This window comes from Bartonella sp. TP (assembly GCF_030406085.1).
Lineage (GTDB): Bacteria > Pseudomonadota > Alphaproteobacteria > Rhizobiales > Rhizobiaceae > CALTWN01.
Genome location: NZ_CP129002.1, coordinates 935,936 through 957,614 on the forward strand (window position 1 = coordinate 935,936; position 21,679 = coordinate 957,614).

17 protein-coding genes and 4 tRNA genes are annotated in these 21,679 nt (G+C 38.6%); 10 read left to right on the top strand and 11 right to left on the bottom strand.

Annotated elements, in window-relative coordinates; translation table 11 throughout:
- Position 1: 1 nt before the first annotated feature.
- A tRNA-Lys gene (locus QVL57_RS04560) sits at positions 2 to 77 on the bottom strand.
- Positions 78 to 195: 118 nt separating this feature from the next.
- Here QVL57_RS04560 and QVL57_RS04565 point away from each other — a divergent pair.
- Both QVL57_RS04565 and QVL57_RS04570 read left to right on the top strand, forming a co-directional pair.
- Positions 196 to 1,785 carry a TerC family protein gene (locus QVL57_RS04565; protein ID WP_290076073.1) on the top strand — a complete coding sequence of 530 codons (1,590 nt, stop codon included), beginning with the start codon at positions 196 to 198 and terminating at the stop codon, positions 1,783 to 1,785.
- A complete protein-coding gene (locus tag QVL57_RS04570) occupies positions 1,754 to 2,668 on the top strand; it encodes a dihydroneopterin aldolase (protein WP_290076075.1) in 915 nt (304 codons plus the stop codon). The genes QVL57_RS04565 and QVL57_RS04570 overlap by 32 nt, the downstream gene beginning before the upstream one ends.
- A gap of 27 nt (positions 2,669 to 2,695) precedes the next feature.
- Here the strand turns inward: QVL57_RS04570 and QVL57_RS04575 are convergent, their stop codons facing one another.
- From QVL57_RS04575 to QVL57_RS04610, 8 genes are all read right to left on the bottom strand, one after another.
- Positions 2,696 to 3,694: a lysylphosphatidylglycerol synthase domain-containing protein gene (locus QVL57_RS04575; protein ID WP_290076077.1), complete on the bottom strand. Its 999-nt coding sequence runs from the start codon at positions 3,692 to 3,694 to the stop codon at positions 2,696 to 2,698.
- Positions 3,684 to 5,426 (bottom strand): YbaL family putative K(+) efflux transporter, encoded by a 1,743-nt coding sequence (gene ybaL, locus QVL57_RS04580; protein WP_290076079.1) that lies wholly within the window; start codon positions 5,424 to 5,426, stop codon positions 3,684 to 3,686. Before ybaL ends, QVL57_RS04575 begins: the two co-directional genes overlap by 11 nt.
- Before the next feature lie 104 nt (positions 5,427 to 5,530).
- Positions 5,531 to 7,999, bottom strand: a complete 2,469-nt coding sequence (gene secD, locus QVL57_RS04585) for a protein translocase subunit SecD (protein ID WP_290076081.1) — start codon at positions 7,997 to 7,999, stop codon at positions 5,531 to 5,533.
- A gap of 56 nt (positions 8,000 to 8,055) precedes the next feature.
- Entirely contained in the window at positions 8,056 to 8,865 is an 810-nt protein-coding gene (locus tag QVL57_RS04590; protein WP_290076083.1) for a glycosyltransferase, read from the bottom strand.
- A complete protein-coding gene (locus QVL57_RS04595; protein ID WP_290076085.1) occupies positions 8,865 to 9,902 on the bottom strand; it encodes a glycosyltransferase in 1,038 nt (345 codons plus the stop codon). Before QVL57_RS04595 ends, QVL57_RS04590 begins: the two co-directional genes overlap by 1 nt.
- Positions 9,877 to 10,959, bottom strand: coding sequence for a glycosyltransferase family 4 protein (locus tag QVL57_RS04600; RefSeq protein ID WP_290076087.1), 1,083 nt, complete (start codon positions 10,957 to 10,959; stop codon positions 9,877 to 9,879). The genes QVL57_RS04595 and QVL57_RS04600 overlap by 26 nt, the downstream gene beginning before the upstream one ends.
- 5 nt (positions 10,960 to 10,964) lie before the next feature.
- Positions 10,965 to 12,179 carry a glycosyltransferase gene (locus QVL57_RS04605; RefSeq protein WP_290076089.1) on the bottom strand — a complete coding sequence of 405 codons (1,215 nt, stop codon included), beginning with the start codon at positions 12,177 to 12,179 and terminating at the stop codon, positions 10,965 to 10,967.
- A 93-nt stretch (positions 12,180 to 12,272) separates the two neighbouring features.
- Positions 12,273 to 12,358 (bottom strand) — tRNA-Leu (locus QVL57_RS04610).
- Between the two features lie 112 nt (positions 12,359 to 12,470).
- Between QVL57_RS04610 and QVL57_RS04615 the strand changes: the two genes are divergently transcribed.
- Together QVL57_RS04615 and QVL57_RS04620 are read left to right on the top strand one after the other, a co-directional pair.
- Positions 12,471 to 12,989 carry a hypothetical protein gene (locus QVL57_RS04615; protein ID WP_290076091.1) on the top strand — a complete coding sequence of 173 codons (519 nt, stop codon included), beginning with the start codon at positions 12,471 to 12,473 and terminating at the stop codon, positions 12,987 to 12,989.
- A gap of 99 nt (positions 12,990 to 13,088) precedes the next feature.
- Positions 13,089 to 14,363 carry a DEAD/DEAH box helicase gene (locus QVL57_RS04620; protein ID WP_290076093.1) on the top strand — a complete coding sequence of 425 codons (1,275 nt, stop codon included), beginning with the start codon at positions 13,089 to 13,091 and terminating at the stop codon, positions 14,361 to 14,363.
- A 27-nt stretch (positions 14,364 to 14,390) separates the two neighbouring features.
- Here the strand turns inward: QVL57_RS04620 and QVL57_RS04625 are convergent.
- A tRNA-Asn gene (locus QVL57_RS04625) sits at positions 14,391 to 14,465 on the bottom strand.
- A gap of 197 nt (positions 14,466 to 14,662) precedes the next feature.
- Here QVL57_RS04625 and QVL57_RS04630 point away from each other — a divergent pair.
- The 5 genes from QVL57_RS04630 (at position 14,663) to QVL57_RS04650 (ending at position 20,172) form a co-directional block, all read left to right on the top strand.
- Positions 14,663 to 14,736, top strand: a tRNA-Cys gene (locus QVL57_RS04630).
- 138 nt (positions 14,737 to 14,874) lie between these two features.
- Positions 14,875 to 15,540 carry a protein-L-isoaspartate O-methyltransferase gene (locus QVL57_RS04635; RefSeq protein WP_290076095.1) on the top strand — a complete coding sequence of 222 codons (666 nt, stop codon included), beginning with the start codon at positions 14,875 to 14,877 and terminating at the stop codon, positions 15,538 to 15,540.
- 32 nt (positions 15,541 to 15,572) lie between these two features.
- Positions 15,573 to 16,937, top strand: a complete 1,365-nt coding sequence (locus QVL57_RS04640) for a TolC family outer membrane protein (RefSeq protein WP_290076096.1) — start codon at positions 15,573 to 15,575, stop codon at positions 16,935 to 16,937.
- 31 nt (positions 16,938 to 16,968) lie between these two features.
- On the top strand, positions 16,969 to 17,424 hold the full coding sequence (locus tag QVL57_RS04645; RefSeq protein WP_290076098.1) for a DUF2497 domain-containing protein: 456 nt from the start codon (positions 16,969 to 16,971) through the stop codon (positions 17,422 to 17,424).
- A gap of 24 nt (positions 17,425 to 17,448) precedes the next feature.
- On the top strand, positions 17,449 to 20,172 hold the full coding sequence (locus QVL57_RS04650; protein ID WP_290076099.1) for a valine--tRNA ligase: 2,724 nt from the start codon (positions 17,449 to 17,451) through the stop codon (positions 20,170 to 20,172).
- Here the strand turns inward: QVL57_RS04650 and xth are convergent.
- Positions 20,147 to 20,947 (bottom strand): exodeoxyribonuclease III, encoded by an 801-nt coding sequence (gene xth, locus QVL57_RS04655; RefSeq protein WP_290076101.1) that lies wholly within the window; start codon positions 20,945 to 20,947, stop codon positions 20,147 to 20,149. The genes QVL57_RS04650 and xth overlap by 26 nt on opposite strands.
- A 344-nt stretch (positions 20,948 to 21,291) precedes the next feature.
- On the opposite strand from xth, the gene rpsL reads away from it, so the two are divergent.
- A complete protein-coding gene (gene rpsL / locus QVL57_RS04660) occupies positions 21,292 to 21,663 on the top strand; it encodes a 30S ribosomal protein S12 (protein WP_290076103.1) in 372 nt (123 codons plus the stop codon).
- The last annotated feature ends 16 nt before the right edge of the window (positions 21,664 to 21,679 follow it).

A 21,679-nucleotide genomic window follows, 5' to 3' on the forward strand; every position in this document is an offset into this window, starting at 1 on the left:
TTGGTGGGTGATACAGGGATCGAACCTGTGACCCGCTGATTAAGAGTCAGCTGCTCTACCATCTGAGCTAATCACCCACAGATATAATGTATAGATAATCCTGTTGGTTTTGTCTATAGTGTATAAGAAAAATATTTGTTATAATAATAATGTGATATATTTATTACTAATGTAGTTTAATAAAGAGACATATTAATGCAATCCTTACTAGGCGCAGACACAATTATGGGTTTGCTAACCTTAACTATACTTGAGTTAGTATTAGGTATAGATAATTTAGTTTTTATATCATTATTGGCGGAAAAGCTGCCACCAGAGATAGCGCGCAAAGCTAGTATCACTGGGCTGTCTTGCGCTCTTATTATGCGTATAATTTTGCTTTTATGCATTGGCTGGGCCGTTGGATTAACTAAACCTTTATTTACTATTTTTGGTTTGCCATTTGCGGCGCGTAATTTAATAATGTTATTTGGCGGTGCTTTTTTGTTGGCTAAGGGCACTATGGAGCTGCACGAAAGGCTAGAGGGCGATATAGCCAAACGGCAATTAAATAGCGGTAAGGCTGTTTTTTGGCAGGTTATAGCTCAGATAGTTGTGTTAGACGCTATATTTTCACTAGATAGCATCATTACCGCCGTGGGTATTGTGCATCATATTCCTATAATGATAATTGCTGTTAGTATAGCTATGGCGCTTATGATGTTGGCATCGAAGCCCTTAATGGGGTTTGTAAATAAGCATCCCACGGTAGTTATGCTGTGCTTAGGCTTTTTGATGATGATAGGATTTAGCTTGGTGGTAGAGGGGTTTGGCTTTCATATACCAAAGGGCTACTTGTATGCAGCTATAAGTTTCTCTATTATAATAGAGGGGTTAAACCAACTTGCGCAATATAGTAGAAAAAAACAAGCAACGAATAGTAATGATTTGCGCTCTCGTACGGCAGATATGGTCTTGCGTCTTTTGGGCGGAGTTAGAGGTGAGGATTCCTCTAACTTAGGTGAAAATACGGATATGATAGCTGAACACAGCGTAGCCGGACAGGTGTTTAAACCTGAAGAAAAAGAAATGATACGTGGGGTGTTAGATTTAGCGGATCGACCTGTGCGCTCTATTATGTCGCCTCGTAACGAAATTGAGTGGCTTGATTTGAGCGGTGATGAGCAGCAGATGCGACAGACTATTGCCAACTTTAAACATAGCCGAGTAATTTTGGCGCGTGACAAGGTGGACGAATTTGTAGGTGTAGCATTAACAAAAGATTTAGTGACCGCTTGGCTAGACGGTAAAAAAATAAGCTGGAAAAAGTTTATGAGGCAGCCTTTAGTTGTGCACGAAAATACAAATGTTTTGAGCTTAATGGAAAAAATGCGACAAGCACCAGTACAAATGGCCATAATTGTAGATGAGCATGGATCTTTTGAAGGTGTAGCAACGCCTACAGATATTTTTGAAGCTATAACAGGTGACTTCCTGCGTGAAGATGATGAGCAGGTAGTTATAGAGCAGAGTAAGGATGGTAGTTGGTTAGTAGAAGCTTTTGTGGATATACGTTATTTGAGTGGTGTGCTTAATACGGATTTAGTGGATGAAGGAGATCGCTATACTACGCTAGCAGGCTATATGCTATGGCATTTTGGGCATATACCGGTAAAGGACGAAAGTTTTGAGGCGGACGGTTTTTACTTTGTTGTAATAGAAATGGAACAACGTAATATTTCGCAAGTTCGTATTACTCCTATAGGGTTATTGAGTGACACAGCTGATAGTAAAAGCCGATCTTAAGTCTGGATCATTAGATTCGATTAGTCATATAATTTTTTTAAGCATGGTTAATTGGTCGCCAGCTATAGCAGCTTCAGCTATTGTGTATGGCTCAGTTGCTGAAGTAATGCAGAAATACAAGCTTTTGCAAGAAAAACCGCCTCTTTACATTGCTTTGCAAGAATTTGATATAAAGTTTTTGAATGAATATAGTTTGTTGCAAAAAATAGCTCCATTGCTTTATATCTCAAATAAGATAATTAGTACAGTTAATGAGGTATTTTCTGGTGTAATTCTGTGGCTAGATGCTAGCGAGCAGTTTTTGTGGCACAAATTTAATATAGCTGATATTTTTCAATTTATCAGATTTTGTAAACAGCAAAGTCTAGTAATTGGCTTGTCTGCGCCGTTTGCTTCTGCTGATGTTGCTCGTATTTTGCCTTATGATCCAGATTTTTTATTAATAGAGCGTGTATTGTTAGATGAAGTGGCAAATTTATTAACGCCTATCGCTGATGTTACTTTGCCAAACGTAGAGCATCTAATGCGTATATACGTACGGGATTATATTCTTGATATGGATGTGGGTATTTATGCGCATGAATGTGGTGTAAAACAACGTGTATGCTTTAATGTAATAGCAGAAATCTTGGCTCCGCGGGCATCTGTAAAGAATATTTGCGATATTTTTTCTTATGATATAATTTTAGACGCTATATTAGATTTAGCTACTCATACTCATATAGATTTTGTTGAAACATTGGCTGAGATGCTTTGCTCTAATTTGTTACAACATGAGTTGATACAGTCTATTCAGGTACGTGTTGAAAAATTGGATTTGGCGCCCAAGGCGGTGGGCATAGAAATAAAAAGAACTAAAGCTAGTTGCGTGTCTGTCCTTTAATCTTTAATATAGGGTTGCTGGCCCGTATTAAGTTTTATGTCTTATACGATATTGTTGTATTTCAAATATAGCTACGAAAAATAATGAAATTATTAATGGTAAAATAAGGTATAAACAGCGAAAGACAATTAAGGCTACGAGTAAGTCGCGTGCATCTATGTTTGGCACTAGACTTATGAAAATAACTTCAAATACTCCAAGTCCACCTCCTGGAGCATTTGATAAAATACCTATAGTAAATGATGCTAAAAAAGCCGCGAGAACAATTATAAAATTGGCGTGTAGGGCTGATGGTAGCATAAAATATATAATACCAGCTGAGCCCAAAATTTCCAAAGGACTTAGGCTGAGTTGTTTTAAAACGATAGGTAATTTGGGATAGGTAAGTTTTATATTTTTGCCCAAAGTAAGCGGCCGTAGTTGCAACCAACTACCAGCTATATATAAAATAATTATGCCTGTTAGTATAAGCCCCATTGCAAAAGCAGCCGTTTTTAAATATGGCTCCGTGAAGGATCTATGTAGGATATGTGTTAAATATGGTTGTATTAAGTAAACAATATCTGGTTTTATCAATAAAATAAAAGCCGTAAGTATAGTAACGCCTAGAGCAAAAGTTAACGAACAAAAACCAACCAAAATCGCTACTTCAGAACCACTCAAACCCTGTGTAGAGTAAGCGCGATACCGTATGGCCGCGCCAGAAAATATAGATGCTCCTATGCTATGGGATAAAGCATAAGCGCTAAAAGAGCATATGGCTATGAACCACCAAGAGATTTTGCGGTTTAAATGCTCAAGCGCAATGCGGTCGTATCCAGCTAATGCAGTGTAAGCAACGACAGTACATATGCTTGCTGCTACCCATCTGCTATAGCCTATATTTTTTAGACGTGAGAGCAGGTCGCTCATTGAAAGATGAAATAATTGGCTATGTGGGTTGTAGAACTCATGATAAAGCAGACGAGCTGATAATAGCATTACGATAACGCCAAATATTGGCCATATATATTGTTTAATTTTCACTTTCGCTCCGTTTATCGCTTACTAATAATTGCTTATTAGTACTTTTTTCTTGTAGTATTTTTAGAATACCATTAGCTATTTCTTGTGCGTCTGTTACAACTTTGTTAGCTCCTAGATCTAACATATAGCGTGCAGCTGAAGCTTCTTTAGTATCTGTAACAATATAAATATTGCGGTTTAGTTGTTTGGCCAGTATAATTATTTGGCCTGCCTCGAAAGTATGACTCATAGTTAAAACAAGGTATTTAGCATTTGCGATATTGGCTGCAAGTAGAATCTCTTTATTTACACCATTACCTCGAATAAAAATTGTATTTTGGTTATCCAATTGTGTTGGTCTACGCGATTCGTCTATAAGCACAATCTGTTCCCCCTTTTTCGAAAGAGAGGAATATAATATAGAGCCTATAGCGCCAAAACCTATTAGGATAATATGATCTGTAAAATTCGCTTGCGGTAAATAGAGTTCTTCTTCTGCTGTATCGTCGAGCGGTATTATATCATCGCGAGGTTGCTTACTCTCTAGGAGTTCTTTTATTTTATCGGTAGCTATAAAAATTAAAGGGTTTACAATAATAGATATTATTGCTGCACCTACAATAAGGTCACGAGCTAGATTATTTAATAAATGAAGATTATTCCCAAGACTTGCTAGCATGAAGGAAAATTCGCCTATCTGTGCCAAGCATGCAGCTATAGTAAGAGCTGTTTTGATATTATATCTAAATGCTCGAACTAATATATAGGCTGTGGTAGCGTTGCCTACCAATATTATCAATAGAGTTAGCAATAAAGGAAAAAAGGAGTGCCAAATAGTTGCTGGGTTAAGCAACATGCCTACAGAGACAAAAAATAATACGGCAAAAGCATCGCGTAAAGGCAAAGATTCTTCTGCGGCGCGTTGGCTTAAATCTGTTTCGCTCATTATCATACCAGCAAAAAAAGCACCTAGAGCTAATGATACGCCAAAAACTTCTGAGGCAGCAAAAGCAACTCCCAAGGCAATAGCTAGTACACTAAGCCGAAAAAGTTCTTTTGAACCAGTTTGAGCTGTTAATTCCAACAACCAAGGTATTAAGCGCCGTCCTATAATAAGCATAACGGCTATAAAAAGTAAGATTTTGATTATAGTTAGCGCTACGACGCCAGTAATAGTGAGGTGAAAAGCGGATAGCAAGGGGTCAGAATATTTATGAGCTTTTGTTGCCAAGCCTGTACCAAGCGATGGTACTAGAACCAAAGCCAATACCATTACTAGATCTTCTACCACTAGCCAACCTACGGCAATACGTCCTGCGTCGCTGTCAATGTAACGTCGCTCTTGTAAATTACGTAATACAACAACAGTACTGGCTGTAGAAAGTGCAAGGCCAAAAACAATGCCGCTGGCCATGCCCCAGCCCATAATGCACGCTAAAAGTAACCCTAAGAGCGTTGATACGAGAATTTGCAATATTGCTCCTGGTATCACTATAGTACGCACAGAAAGTAAATCTTTTAGCGAAAAATGCAGACCTACGCCAAACATTAATAAAATTACGCCAAATTCAGCCAGTTGGTGTGTGAGCTCTGGGTCAGCATGAAAGCCACCCGTATAAGGCCCTACAATTATACCAGCTAATAAATACCCTACTAAGGGAGAGATTTTTAACTTATTCGCTACTATGCCGAAAAGAAAAGCCAGGCATAAACCAACGCTAATAGTAGTTATAAGCGGTGTAGCGGATGCCATTTTGCTTGCCTTTCTGATACGCTTGGCTAGAACTTATAAATATAATTTATAAAATATTATAACATTACAAATAAGCAATATAGGTTAAATTTAAATAGCTTTACTTACTTTTTATCATGGCGTTTTTTTTGCCAATCGCCTAAGAGTAATAGAATTGGTGCGGCAATAAATATAGAAGAGGAGGTAGCTATAATCACGCCAATTACCATAGGCACTGCAAAATTGTGTACTGCAACGCCGCCCCAAAGAGCCATTGGCAACATAGCCAGTATGGTTGCAAGTGATGTAAACAAACAGCGCATAAATACTTGATTTATAGAATTGTCAATAATCTGTCGTAAGGGCACTTTTACATTGGTTCGTAAATTTTCGCGCATTCTATCATATACTACTACTTTGTCATTTACTGAATAGCCTACTATTGTTAAAAGTGCAGCTATTGCCGTTAAATTAAAGTCTATTTGAAATATGGCAAAAAATCCTAACATTTTCGTTACATCAAGTATTAGGGTGATAATAGCGCCTATGGCAAAATACCATTCAAAGCGCCACCATATATAAGCTGTCATTGCGAGGCCTGCTAAAATAACAGCGATTAAGCCATTTTTAGCTAGCTCGCTAGAAACTTTTGGTCCTACAATGTCAGTGCTGCCAAATTTAACATTTGGGTATAGCTTGGTAATTGCTGCCCTAGTTTTATCTGCCGCTTGTGTTTGTGTTTGCTCGCCTCCTGCTTGTCGCTCAATGTGAATCATAACAGAATTTTCATTGTTTACTTGTTGCAAAGCAATTTCTCCTAGGCCAAGTTGCGAAAGGGTTTTGCGCAAATTACTAAGCTCTGGTGGCTGTGGAGTAGTTATCAAAATTTGGGTGCCCCCTTTAAAATCTATACCATAATTTAATCCAGGTTTAAAAAAGAGAAAAATGGAGGCCACCGAAAGCACGATAGAAGTTGCTATGCCTATAAAGCGAGCATTCATAAATTTAAAATTTGTATATTGCGGTATGGAGGTAAGAAAAGGTGTTATATGTAGGCGTTGTATTTTGCGCTGCCTGATTATCCAAGCCATCATCATACGCACTAGTGTGATATCGGTGAACATGGAAATAATTATGCCAAGCCCCATTGTTACAGCAAAGCCACGTACTGGTCCAGAGCCATAATAATATAAAACTATAGTAGCTAAGATAGCTGTAACATTTGCATCTATGATGGTAGAAAATGCATTGGAAAAACCACGGTCAAGGGCTGCTAATGCTCCTGCGCCCTTACGCGTCTCTTCTTTTATGCGTTCATTTATTAAAATATTGGCATCTACAGCTATACCGATACCTAGGATTATACCTGCTATACCAGGCAAGGTTAGAGTTGCTCCTAAAAGGCTGAGGGCAGCAAAAGTTAAAATTGTATGTAATGCTAAAGCGATATCAGCTATTAACCCCCACATGCCATATAATAAAAACATAAATAAAGCTACTAAGATAAAGCCTGCGATACCCGTATAGACACCCATTTTAATTGCATCGGCTCCTAAATCTGGCCCTACAGTGCGCTCTTCTACTACAGTTAGGGGAGCGGGCAAAGCGCCAGCGCGTAATAGTGCTGATAATTGTATTGCCTCTGGCATGGTGAAGCTGCCCGTTATCTCGCCGTTTCCATTTGGTATAACGCCTTGAATTATGGGGGCCGTTAGTACTTTATCGTCTAGCACTATGGCAAAAGGCTTTTGCATATTTTGCTCAGTGATTTCTCTAAAAACTCTGGTGCCTTCGCCATTAAGCTTGAACATGATTTTTACTTGGCCGCCTGGCACAGACATATCATCATAGGCCCTAGCGTCAGTTAATGTGTTGCCATCCAGTGAAATATGGTCTTTTATAGCGAAAGTTTGCGCTTTGTCTTTAAAACTTGGTAAGATTGACACGCCCACTGGCGGATCATTTTTATCTGCTGTACTGTCAACAAGGTGAAAGCTAAGTTTTGCTGTTTTTCCAAGCAAGGCGCGCAATTGTCCTGGTTGCTGCATTCCAGGTAGTTGCACCATGACGCGGTCACTGCCTATTTTTTGTATAGATGGTTCTGCTACGCCTACTTCATCTATTCTTTTGCGTATAATTTCTACACTTTGTTCAATGGCTTGCTTAAGTTGTGTGTTTAGTTCATCATCTGCCAAAGTTATGTTTAGCTGCTCAGCTTGCGAGGCGATTTTTATAGCATTTATATTTTTTAGTGCAGTGGCTATAGCATTGAGGTCTTTTGGATTTTTTGCTGTTATGGTTATAGCATTATTGTTAGCTTTGATTGTATTGATTTGTAATTTTTTGTCGTTTAACTGCTGCGAAATATTTTCAAGTTTATTTTGCAATTTTTCCTTGATTAGCGCAGCCTTATCTATCTCTAATACTAAATACGATCCACCTTTTAAATCAAGTCCTAATGTTACTCGTGTGTCTGGTAAGAATGGCAAATATTTTTGCATGAACTCTTTACTAAAAAGATTTGGCAAAGCCAGCAATAGTCCTATTAAAACGATTGCTGTGTATAAAAAAGCAGATAACCGGGGAAAGCGCATGGATATACCTTTGCTAGAATTTGAAATAATAAATATCTGCTTTTATCATAAAAATTTTAGCTTGTGTAGGGTGCAGCTAGTATAATAATATCATTATCCTGCGGTCGCCACTCTATGAGTCCCTCCTTTGCAAAAGTTGTTAGCCACCCTTCCATTGGCCATTGTTGCCATTTTTTATAAAATGTTTTGGCATTTGCTATTATGTCGAAAAAATGTTGATAGGGTGGTTCGGTGCTTTCATGATATTGATGGTAAACGCGAGTTTCGCTGGTTAGCCAATGCTCTATGTTTCGAGCTGCTGCTCGAAAGCCAAAATCTGTATCCTCCGCTCCATAGCCGATATAATCTTCTGAAAATAAGCCGATTTGGGTAAAAATATCTATGCTAAGACCAAAGGCCAAAGACCAAAATAAGCCAGGATTATGTTCTATTTTATAACCTTTTTTAGGGAAAGAGCGTGCCTCGTGCGGTTTTCCTAAAAACTTTAATTGTTTTTCTTCTAGCTGCATTTGTGTGATTCGGGGCAGATAACGTACCTCACAGCTTATTATCTGATTATAATGGCGTACTGCTTGAAACATAATTTCTACAAAATTGCTTGCTGGAATGCAGTCTACATCCAAAAATAATAAAGTAGAGGATACTGCGTTTTTTGCCGCTATGTTGCGTGCTTTAGCCAGTGGTAGGGTTTCACATGGCATGGCTATAGTTTTTATTGGAAAGTTGCTTTGTGGTAATTTATATGAAGTATCACCCATTTCTACTATTATAAGTTCTGTTGGTAATTTTGTTGAGCGGTTCAAGCCTTCTATTAGGTTTAGTAAATGTAGCTCACGATTTTTGTTTAGAGTTAGCACGCTTGGCATTATAAGCTGCCATGTGCTGTAGTTAATATAAATTGTGCTGCTTTCGCTGCATCTTGTCCATCTTGTAATAGCCCCATTAGATTTCCTTTGTTCAGCGTTTGAGTTACCAATTCTGCCCAGTTAATTGTTGTGCCTTGGGGCACAATAGCGGCCCCTATTTCTTGTAACCGTTTAGCCTTTGCCCACTGCTCCTCGAAGGGGCGCCTTTGGGGTAGACAAATATATGGTTTGTTTGCCGAGATAACATTAGCCAATAGGCCATCGCCGCTTGAGCCAATTACTAAATTTGCTTTTTGTATATATGTTTCAGGGTTTTTTACCCAGCCATTTAGCTTTAAATTTTTAGGCAATGGTTGGGTAGTTTTTTTTGCGTCTATTGGTCCTATTACTTCTAATTGCCACAATGGCAATTGTCGTGCTATTTCTATTAGCCTATCAATTGAAAGATCATGGCCTCCAGCGCCTAAAACGATAGTGATAATTTTTTGTTGGTTTTTTTGTTTATTATAAAATTGTGTTAAATTAGAAAAAAAATGTGATTTTTTTATTATCCAATCTGGCGTGTCGTTCGCTTCTAGTAATCGATGATAAGGGCACAATAAAGCGTTAGCGTTGCTAAACGCTTCGATATGCGCAGTATCCAATCTGTTGCCAGTGAGGCGGACATAGATAGTTGGTGTTGAGCATAAGCGTGCCAACATCGCGATTTCTACCGATACATCTACTACTATTAATGCTGGTTCAGTTTTTGCTATCCACTGAGTGATTCGTTGTACGCGTTGTTTAATAGAGCTAACGCCGATAGGGGTGTAGTGCGTTGCTACAAGATATTCGTTGTGGCGCCTATATCCCGGTGCTACTTTGTCATCCTCTAGATCTATATAATCAAAATTGTCACAGTTTCCTGCAAGATTCGTACCCAATAAAGTAAAATATTCTGGGGCATATGAGGCTATGGCCAGCGCTCGTTGTCTGTGCCCGTCACCATGGTGATGTATATAATAGCCTATTTTATATTTTTTTGAGTATTGTTTCATAGAGTTTTTCGTATTTGTTTAACATAATGTCGAAGTTTGCAATTTCTTCCGCCCTAGCACGACAATCGACAGGGCTTAGGTTGCTAGCTTTGGTTATGGCTGCTGCTAATGCTTCTACATTATTTGGTTCTGCCAAGGCTCCACTCAGTGGGCTCAAAAGTTCTGGTATGGCACCTCTTTTAAAGGCAGCTACGGGGGTTCCGCAAGCGAGTGATTCTGCTATTACTAGGCCAAATGGCTCATCCCAACAGGGCGTACAAAGACTAAGCCTGGCTTTTCCTATAAGCTTGGCTAGGTTATTATGATCTAGATGGCCTATATAGTTAGTTTGATTGTTTAGCAGTGGTTGAATGTAATTATCAAAATATAGCTGATCATATATAGCGCCTGCAATTTTTAGTGGCATTTGGGCTTTTTGTGCCGCTTGTATTGCTAAATGGGTGCCTTTTTCTGGCGTGATGCGCCCAAACCATATAGCATAATTTTCTTTAGCTTCATTTGGTACAAAGGTAAATTGCTGTAAAGCTATACCATTTAATATTACCGCCTTGCTTGGGGCTATCTCTTGCCAAAGCTGCTTCATATAGTCGGAAATAGTTACAATAAAATTGTTCTGTTTTGGTCGGCTGGTAAAGGCGGCTGCAAGCCACGCCAATGGCGGGGTATGTAGGGTGGTTACCATTGGTATTTTTAAGGTTTCTGAAAAATCTAACACAGTGTGATGTAAAGAGTTATTATGAATTATATCAAATTCAGCGTTTTTTAACTTGTACATCAATTTGTTATAAGCACAATATTCTTGATACATAGTCAATTCAGCTGGAGAAATTTCATATGCTGGTAGCTTTTTGGGGCCAAAATTATCTGCTGTGGGGTCAGATATAAAGCTTGAATTAAGTTCGATGTCGCTGCCAGCCGCTGCGAATAAGGTAACTTGATGGCCACGTTTAATCAGACCTTTAGTTAAAGTATAGGTAAAGCATTCTAATCCACCAACAAATGGTTGCTTGATTGGATATTTTATATGAGCTATCACAGCAATTTTTAATGCTTTCATCGGCTTCAGGCGCTCATAACTGTTATTATCGTTTCTGAAGGTAAAACATATATATCTTCCTGTTGCTCAATTGCGGTTGCATTGTTTATTATTGCTTGTAATTTTTGTCCTTCGGCAATTATTTGGCTGTTTTTAAGCGGCTGTTGAGTAAGGACAGGGCTGTTTTGCTCTATTAATTGCCATAGGGCACCAAAGCTATAACATTGCTGTGCTATCGCGATATTTTTTTCGCTTAAGGCCAATTTGTTTAGTAGCTTTGTTAGTTTTTCTTTGTTTTGCCATTTATCGCGCAAAGTTGCGCAAATATTAGCTCTGCGCCAAACCATATTTGCTGGTTCTAATCTGCTATCACAAGAAAAATCTTTTGTTTTTATTCGTTGGCTTAGTGTGCTCGCCATTCCATATTTGGCACGGCCAAAAAGGCGGTACGACGTGGTAACCAAGGCTTCATTACTATAATATACTGCATAGTCGTATTGTTTTACTCGCTGTTCTAAAGCCCGGTCTTCGCCAGCGTCAACTTTTGGTAAGCCGCCTATGCGTCTATACACCTCGGCTGTTACCGACATGTTTGCCCCTGAAACGTGGCAATGATGAGGCCATGGATTTAATGGGTCTGGATCTATAATATTGCGTAATTGATTACTAAGGCGCCAATAGTTTTCCTCTGCTTTATTGCGTAGTAGAAATTCTTTTGGTAGTTGAGCTTGTTCAATTTGGTCCATTTCTATATTGCCGCATACCATTCCAATTGACCCAGATAAGGCTTCTAGATGTTTTTTTACAAAATCTCGATCTGCTATACTATCAGCATCTGTGGTAATTATAACGCTGTGGGGACCACTCAGACAATTTGCCAAAGCCAAAGCTAAGCCTCTTGCCTGACCAGCGCATCCAACATGGTGTGTTAAGGAAATATCAAAAATTTCGACAGCGCAGGATGTTTGTTGTGCGAAATTTAGTGCTATTGCTAAAGATTTATCAGTGCTGTTATTGATTAGTAAAATCAAGCGACCACACTGCTTGCTTTCCAGCATTGAGTCTTCTATCGCTTTTAAGCATTTTGATAGTCGCTCTTCTTCATTGCAAATAGGAATAGCTATAGTGTAGTCAGGTAGGCATGTAAAATGGGGTTGGCTTGGCAGCCAATAATTAATTTTGCAAGCAGTGTTTTGCGCGCTGAATATGTGTTGAAATTGGTTTGGTAGAGCGTTAAGCATGGCCGTCCCTTCTGTTAGTATGCGCAAATCTGTCAAAGAAACGCATGAGAAAGTAGGGATGTTCCCAAAATAACACAATAAATTATAGTAAGTTGGTGCGGGCGGCGGGACTCGAACCCGCACGATCCTGGATCGAGGGATTTTAAGTCCCTTGCGTCTACCTATTCCGCCACGTCCGCACTTGCGCTCATTTATAATTCATCCAAAGCGATATGTGAAGCAAAAAATGCAAAAAATTGAAAATATTTTATATTACAGTTATATTCGCTCTAGTTTTAAAGGAAAAATCTTATGCAGAATTTATTAATTATATTTTTAGTTATCTTTAGCCTGCCAGCTTCTAGCAGTGCCGCTGTATCTTCTACTCAAAAGAGTGAATTGTCTTCGCTAATAGTACAGTTTAACAGGGCAGCAGAGCAAAAAGATATCAGCTTTTTTGTAGAAAATATGCCGCAACATTTATTGGATTCCATGGCATTGCGGTTGGGTAAAACTAAGCAAGAATTATTAAATGATATGAAAATGCAGCTAGGGAAACAAATAAAATCTGAAGATGCTATGACATATAGCTTGAAATCAAATGATATTCAGTATAATATCGCTTCTAATGGTCAAGCTTATGCTTTAATTACTACGGTAAAAGAAAATAAGAGATTAAAAGTAGAATCCCAAACGCTTGCTATATTTGAAAATGCCAGGTGGCATTTAATTTATGGCGGTGCGCGTGCTGTGCAAAACCCTGCATTTTTGCTGATATATCCTTCTTTTGAGGGAGTTGAGTTAAGACCAGATAAAGTAATACAAAAATAATATCTGAAAGGTTATATCATTAGCTACTCTAAAAATTTCGCAGCGCCCAAATCGTCGCTGCAACCATCTGCTTCTACTTTAGTCGAAGCAGCTGATTCTTTGACGCCGCGTGTTAGCGATTTTGCGTCGTTTGGTTTGTCGCAGGTTTTATTAAATAATCTCTATGCTATAGGCGTTAAGGAGCCAAAACCTATACAGGCTTTAGCTATACCACAACTATTACAAGAGCAAGATTTATTAGCCGTAGCGCAAACAGGCTCTGGTAAAACTTTTGGATTTTGTCTGCCTTTAATAAATAAGATTTTGCAAAAGGGTGCTAAAAGGGCACCAAAAACAGCCGAATGTATAATTTTGGTTCCCACTCGTGAACTGGCAGTGCAGATAGAGCATGCTGTACGAACTGTTGTGCGCTCAACACATCTTTCCGTTGCTTTAGTTCTGGGTGGGGTTGCTAAAGGGCCGCAAATCAAGAAGGTCGCGCCAGGGGTAGATGTGTTAATTGCTACTCCAGGTCGATTAATGGATCTTATGCGAGACAAGGCGATAACTTTACAGGCTACTAAATATTTAGTGTTAGATGAAGCCGATCGCATGCTAGATATGGGTTTTATCCAGCCTATTAAAAATATATCTGCAGCGGTGCATCCACAATGTCAAAAAGCTTTATTTTCAGCCACAATGCCGGATTCGATAAAGCAATTGGCGAATAATTTGTTAAAGCGCCCAGTATATATAGCGGCAGAGCCGCAAGGTACAGTTGGTAAACAAATTAAGCAGCTTTTTTATAAAGTTCCTGCTTCGCATAAAAAAACTCTTTTGCATAAGCTATTAACGGAGCAGGCGTTCGCTTCTACGATAATTTTTACTAAAACCAAACATAGCGCTGATAATCTAGAAAAGTTCTTGGCTGGTAAGGATTTGGCTGCAGCCGTGATACACGGTAACAAATCACAAAATGCGCGGCAGCATGCACTGCGATCTTTCAGAAAGCAGGAAGTTGCAATTTTGGTGGCTACTGATTTAGTGGCGCGCGGTATTGATGTACCACATGTTAGCCATGTTATTAATTATGATTTGCCAACAGAGGGTGAAAATTACGTCCATCGCATTGGACGTACTGGTCGTAATGAGGCTACAGGTACATCTATTACTTTGTATAGCGAAGCTCATGAATATAGTTTACTGAAAGCTATAGAAAAAGCTACTTCTAAGAAGATCGTAGATTTTATAACAGTGGATTTGCCTGGGGTGGATACATCTGCGTCTGAATCTAAGCGTGGACCCTTAAGGCCTAGTTTCAAAAAGCCAAGCCGCGACCAAAGATCTGATCGTGCTCGCAAACCATATAGGCCAAAAACTGCACGGGCATCATAACTAAATAAACATTAGGGCTTTTGAAAATGGCTCCCCGGGCCGGATTCGAACCAGCGACCAACCGGTTAACAGCCGGTTGCTCTACCGCTGAGCTACCGGGGAACGGTGCCTGCTTAAACAGCGACAACTGTTCTATATCAAAAATATATGGCTTTTGCCAAGCAATTTAGTTTGTTTTTTTAGTCATTTCGTTTAACCATCTGAAAATACTATAAAAAATTTATTAAATAAAAATACTGCAAAATCTTTAAGCAAGTAGCTTGACTAAAGTTGAATAGCAAACGATAATAAAGCTACGGGGTCTCATGGCGGAATGGTTACGCAGAGGACTGCAAATCCTTGTATCCCAGTTCGATTCTGGGTGAGACCTCCATTTTTAAATTGCTCGAGCAATTAAATTCTGTTAATATATTATTAATATATTTGCATTTTTCCAAAAATTAATGGTATATAAATTTGAGCGTTAGATTTCTAACGATTCATTGCATGTTTTATACGGGGGCTTTTGCTTATGTCTGTGGATTTTTTAACATTTCGTATAAATATGGTTAATAACCAATTGCGCACCGTAGATATCACAGATCCATGCATATTAAATGTGTTTTCTACCACGCGGCGGGAAGATTTCGTGCCTGCTAATATGGCAGATTTGGCTTATATAGATGAAGATATTCGTTTGGTTGATGTAGCAACAGCTCGCTACCTAATGGAGCCTGGGCCGCTTGCAAAATTATTACAGCTGGCTGCTGTAAAGAAAACTGATTCGGTGTTGCATATAGGTGCTGCTACAGGTTACGCTACAGAAATTATTTCTAAACTTGCTGAAAAGGTGATTGCTGTAGAAGAAGAGCCGTCTTTGTTGAGTAGTGCCGCTAAAATTCTTGAGCAACATAATTGTAATAATGTGATATTTATAGGTGGGCAATTAACTGCTGGTTGTGAGCGCGAGGGGCCATTCGATGTTATTTTTATTGAAGGGGCGGTTGACTTTGTCCCGAATGCGCTGTTTGAGCAATTAAAGGAAAATGGTCGCTTAATAGTGGTGGAAGGTAATTATAAAAATGGCGTTGCCAAGCTTTATTTAAAAGAAAACGGTGTAGTATCTTCACGCGTTGCTTTTAATTTAAATGTTAAAGAGCTTCCAGGATTTGCGAGGCCAGAAGCATATGCGTTTTAATCATGCTTTGATAGAGAGTTTAAGAGGTTGATGTGAGGAATAGTATAAGAATAATTGCACTGCTATTGAGCGTATTATATGCCAATTTTGCCTGTGCTGAAACATTACTTGGCGCTATGACAAAAGCATATAACAATAATGTGTCGCTTAATTCTTCACGTTATGCTGCACGTGCATCAGATGAAGATGTTGCTGTAGCAATGTCGGCAGTGCGCCCTGTAATAAATGTTACTGGTAGCTATTCTTCGCAGTGGTTAAATGCAGATAGTCACAAATATTCGGATACTGGCGCATTGCAAATACAGATTAGTCAAAGATTATTTGACGGATTTCAAGCAGCTAATAATATAAAAGCTGCCAGGGCACAAGCTGCAGCACAGCGCCAAGCCTTAAGAAACGAAGAGCAAAATCAGCTAAACAATACTGTAGCTGCTTATGCAAATGTTTTTGCAAGTCGTGAAATTGTGAAATTACGGCATCAAAACCTTTTAGCTTTAGAAGAACAGGTTCGTTCAGCTAATGCTCGCTTAGTGGTAGGCGAAGGTACAAAAACTGATTATGCTCAAGCAAAGGCCGCTTATTCTCGAGCCTTGTCTGAGTATAGCGAGGCTTTGGCGTCAACAACACAGGCAGAGGCTGTTTATCGGCAAGTTGTAGGTGTTGAGCCAGATAGCCTAGATCGACCTATGGCCTGTAGTGCTTTGCCAAAAAGTTTAGATGACGCTTATGCTATCGCTATTACAAATCACCCCGCTATTTTGAGTGCGCAAGAAGCATTAAATGCGAGTAAATTTATTGTTGCCGCGAAAGAGGGAGCTTTGTTACCCGAAGTTGGATTTGGTTTTAGCCGTAATTATAGTAAGCTATATTCTAATCATGGGGTGCTGGGTGGATCTATCAATGCTGGCCCGTCAACCTCAGTGGGCTTGCAATTATCTTTGCCTCTTTATCATGGCGGTGCTAATTTTGCTTTTATCCGCAAGGCCAAAGAACAATCTGCACAAGCGCATTTGCAATTAGATTTATATCGTAATAACGTTCGGGCAGCTTTGCTTTCCTCTTGGGCAAAGCTAAAGAGTTCTCGTGCGTCGGTTAAAGCTTATTTATCTAGTGTAAAGGCTGCTAATATTGCTTTGGATGGGCGCATTTCTGAAAATAAAGTTGGACAGGCGACATTATTAGATGTTCTTAATACTAGAAGTCAGTTAATAACTATGCAGGTTGCCTTGGTTAATGCTCGTCGTAATTTGGTGATTGCAAGTTATAATGTAAAGGCTGCTATAGGTCATATGACCGCGCCGTTTTTGAAGTTAAATGTGGATTTATACGATCCTTTGTTGCATTATCATCAAACGGAGTATAGGTTCATTGGTAATAATGTTTCACCTTTAGATTAAGCGATATAACTTTTATAATCAGGAGACCCTAATGCCATATAATTTTAATACCGAGCGTGATTCTTCTGTCGATGAAATTCTATCATCTATAAAGGAGATTATAGAGGAAAATACTGCTAAGCATTATGCCAATCCTGTGCCAGTGCTAAATAATACCGCAAAGTTAAATTTTTCTGCACAATCCATAGAAAAATCAGCAGTTTCGGTGGATGAGGCTATGAGTGTTTTGGCCAAACAAATTGGTGTTCCGCTTTCAAAAGATGTGGCGGCTAAAGAGGCTTTGGCGGTAAGTAACGAAGATATAGCGCAGCACAATCCTGTAATAGGGGATAAAGATCTGATAAATTCACTTTTTGATCAGGCTATTGAAGATATTAAGTCCCAGCTTAAGGTAATTATTGCGAAATGGGTGCAGGAAAATTTGCCTAGACTAATAAAAGATCTTTTGCATGAAGAAATTGCTCATTCTTTAAAAAATATGAAATAATTTATAACAGTTAGTTTATTTTAGATGCTTGAAAAAACTTATAATACAGCGATAATAGAAAAGAAAATTTCAGAAAAATGGGCAGCAGAAAAGTGTTTTGAGGCTGGTAAAAATATCGGTGCTGAAACTTTTTCTATGATGCTGCCCCCACCTAATCTTACTGGCTCTTTGCATATGGGCCACGCTCTTAATAATACTATACAAGATATAATAGCTCGTTTTATGCGTATGTCTGGTAAGGATGTTTTGTGGCAACCTGGGTTAGATCATGCTGGCATTGCGGCGCAAATGGTTGTAGAGCGCCATTTAGCACAAACTGGTCAACCAAGCCGCCAAGAGCTAGGGCGAGAAGAATTTTTAAAGCAAGTTTGGTCTTGGTGCGATCAATATGGAGGCGTTATAGGAAATCAGATGCAGCGCCTGGGAGCATCTTGTGATTGGTCTCGTGAGCGCTTCACTATGGATGCAGGCTTGTCAAAGGCAGTTTTAGAAGTTTTTGTGACCCTGTATAAAGAAGGATTAATTTATAAAGATAAGCGCCTGGTTAATTGGGACCCGGCTTTGCTGACAGCTATTTCTGATATAGAAGTAGAGCAAAAAGAAGTTATGGGCGCCTTATATTATATTAGGTATCCTATAGCTGGTAAGGTGTTTGATTCTAATAACGAAAGTAGTTTTATAATTGTAGCCACAACTAGACCTGAAACTATCTTTGGTGACAGCGCTATAGCTGTAAATCCAACTGATTATAGGTATAACGATTTAATAGGTAAATCAGTTTTTGTTCCTTGCATTGCCCGCGAAATTCCTATAATTGCTGATGATTATGTAGATGTTACTTTGGGATCTGGGGCGTTAAAAATTACGCCAGCGCATGACGTTAATGATTTCGAGCTTGGCAAACGGCACAAATTACCTATTATCAATATTTTTTCCCGTAGGGCGCAGTTGTTCTTGCAAAAAAATTCAGAATTTTGGGCAAATATACCCTCCTCTAGAGAATTAATGCAGTTGGTGGATAAGTTTGAGGGGTTAGATAGATTCGAGGCGCGTAAGCTCTTGGTTGAAGAATTAGAGTTGCATGGCTATTTAGATAACATAGAAGATCATACGCATGCTGTTCCTCATGGTGATCGCAGTGGCGCTGTAATTGAGCCGTTTTTGACAGAGCAATGGTACGTAAATGCCAAAGCGCTTGCTGGACCAGCTATAGAAGCTGTACGAGATGGTCAAATTAAATTCGTTCCGGAAAATTGGCAAAAGACGTATTTTCAGTGGATGGAAAATATTCAGCCTTGGTGTGTTTCACGTCAATTATGGTGGGGCCACCAAATTCCGGCTTGGTATGGTCCAGATGATAAAATTTTTGTGGAAAAAACAGAAGCGGAGGCTCAAGCTGCAGCTTTTGCCCATTATGGTAAATCTGTTTCTTTAAGGCGTGATGAAGATGTGCTGGACACCTGGTTTTCTTCAGCATTGTGGCCATTTTCTTCTTTGGGTTGGCCAGAGCCGACAGAAGCTTTTCAGCTTTATTATCCTACAGATTACCTGGTAACTGGATTTGATTTAATTTTTTTCTGGGTAGCTCGTATGATTATGATGGGCGTGCATTTTACCCATAAAGTGCCGTTTAAAACTATATATATGCATGCACTTGTGCGTGATAAATATGGAGCTAAGATGTCTAAATCTAAGGGAAATGTTGTAGATCCTTTAGAGCTTATAGATGAATATGGAGCTGATGCTTTACGTTTTACCTTGGCTATCATGGCCGCACAGGGACGAGATATTAAATTAGATCCTGCCCGTATTGCTGGTTATAGGAATTTTGCAACTAAATTATGGAATGCGACGCGATTTGCACAAATGCATGAGGCAAATTTTGCTAAAGAAATTGATTTAAGTAAGATTTCTTACTCAATAAATTCTTGGATTTTGCATGAGTTGTCGCAAACGATTTGTGCTGTTACCGAAGCAATTGGCACGAATCGCTTTAATGATGCTGCTTCGCAATTATATAAATTTACTTGGGGGGCATTTTGCGATTGGTATTTAGAACTAGTTAAGCCAATTTTGCTTAGTGATCAAACTGACGATAATAAGCAAGAAGTACGCTTTGTTATGGGCTTTTGTTTGCAGCAGATTTATAAATTATTGCATCCTTTTATGCCATATATCACAGAAGAGTTGTGGCAGCAGACGACTGCTCCCATGGCTGAGGTCAGGGCGTTAGCGGTAACTAGTTGGCCTGAGTTAAAATTTTCTGCTGTAAATTCTGCTATGGAACTTAATTTTATAATAAGTTTAATTACTGAAATTCGTTCAGTTCGTTCACAAATGAATATAGCTCCTAGCGCTTTGCCTTCTTTACTAATATATAAAGTCGATGAGGATAGAATAAAGGCTATTGGTACGTACGAGCAAATTATTAAAAAATTGGCGCGTATTTCTTCTATTGAAAAAATAACTCAGCCCTTGAATTCTGCCGTGCAAATTATCATCAATGATGCTGTTTTTTATATGGATTTAGGAAAATTTATTGATATTACAGCTGAAAAAAAGCGCTTAGAGAAAGAGTTATCTCAGATATGCGTTGAAATAGATAAGCTAATGTTTAAATTCAATAATGAGAATTTTATTAAAAAAGCTAAGATAGAAATCATTGAAAATAGCAAGCAGCGTTTGGCCGAATTACATGACATAAAGGAAAAATTAGAAAATGCTATGCGCGCTTTGTCGCCACAGTAAAGTTTAGCTTTGCTATTACAGGCACGTGGTCGGATGGCTTTTCCCAATTCCGTACATATTTTTGTGTAGAAGAAAACGTTAAAAAATCTGCTGCTCTTGGGGATAATAATAAAAAATCTATTCTTATGCCGTTGTTTTTTTGCCATGCACCTTTCTGAAAATCCCAAAAACTATAATGTGAGTTTAAATTACATAATTCATTAGCGTCAAGAAAGCCCAGCTGCTTTATTTTATTTAGGCTTTTCCTGGCCTGTAAACTGTATAGCGCATCTTCTTTCCACTGCTCTATGTCTTTTGCATCAGTTTTTTTTGAAATAATATTAAAGTCGCCAGCAAGAATTATAATTTTATCTAGAGAGGCTTGGATTTTTAATAAATTGTAAAAGTCATTTAACCAATTTAATTTATAAATATATTTTTCGCTGTGTAATGGATTCCCGTTAGGCGCGTATAAACAATATAAATGGATATCTCCACATTTGTTATTAATAGTTATTTTAATCAATCTGGCCTGTTCATTTGATTCTAGTGTTGCAAGCCCCCAAACAATTTGAGAAGGCTTTTCTTTTGTTAAGATTGCTACACCATTAAATTGGGGCTGTGTATTTAAGGCGATTTGGTAACCTAAGGTTTCAAAGTCGTTAAAAGGGAAATTTTCTGGCGCGCTTTTAGTTTCTTGTAGGCATATTATGTCTGGGTTGCAATCTTCGATCCATTTTAATAAAGTTCCTAATCGAGCTTTGATTCCAGCGATATTCCATGTGGCTATTAGCATAAATTGTACATTCGGATAGTGTTTTGAAAATAAAATAAAATTATCTCGCAATTTTATGTATAAGCTCTTGACATATAGTTAATTAATGCGTATCAATAGATCACTGTAAACGACTACAAAGTTTAATGTTTAACCCATTATGTTTTGTGTCGGTTTTATTGATTTTATTTCTATTGCTATCTGATGAAGCTTTTGCTTCCTATCATATTAAGGGCGTGCTAGTTTCGCGTGTGCTAATTTGTGGCTAGCCGTAGAGATTTTGTTTTTTTTGCTTGCTTTTGCTTGCTGTGTTTGTTAATTATCTTGCTCTTATTTAAAGAGCTTTTAAAAAGGGAAAAGGTTATATGCCTACCGTAAATCAGTTGATACGTAAACCTAGAGAGGTTCCTGGTAAGCGTAATAAAGTGCCTGCTTTGCAAGAAAATCCACAAAAGCGTGGTGTCTGTACTAGGGTATATACTACTACGCCCAAAAAACCTAACTCAGCTTTGCGAAAAGTTGCTAAAATTAGACTTACTAATGGGTTCGAGGTTATAGGTTATATTCCTGGTGAGGGGCATAATCTTCAAGAGCACTCTGTTGTTATGATTCGTGGAGGGCGTGTAAAAGACTTGCCTGGTGTTCGTTACCATGTTATTCGTGGTGTTTTGGATACGCAGGGTGTTAAAGACAGAAAGCAGCGTCGCTCTAAGTATGGCGCTAAGCGTCCTAAATAATATTAGAAGGGTAAAA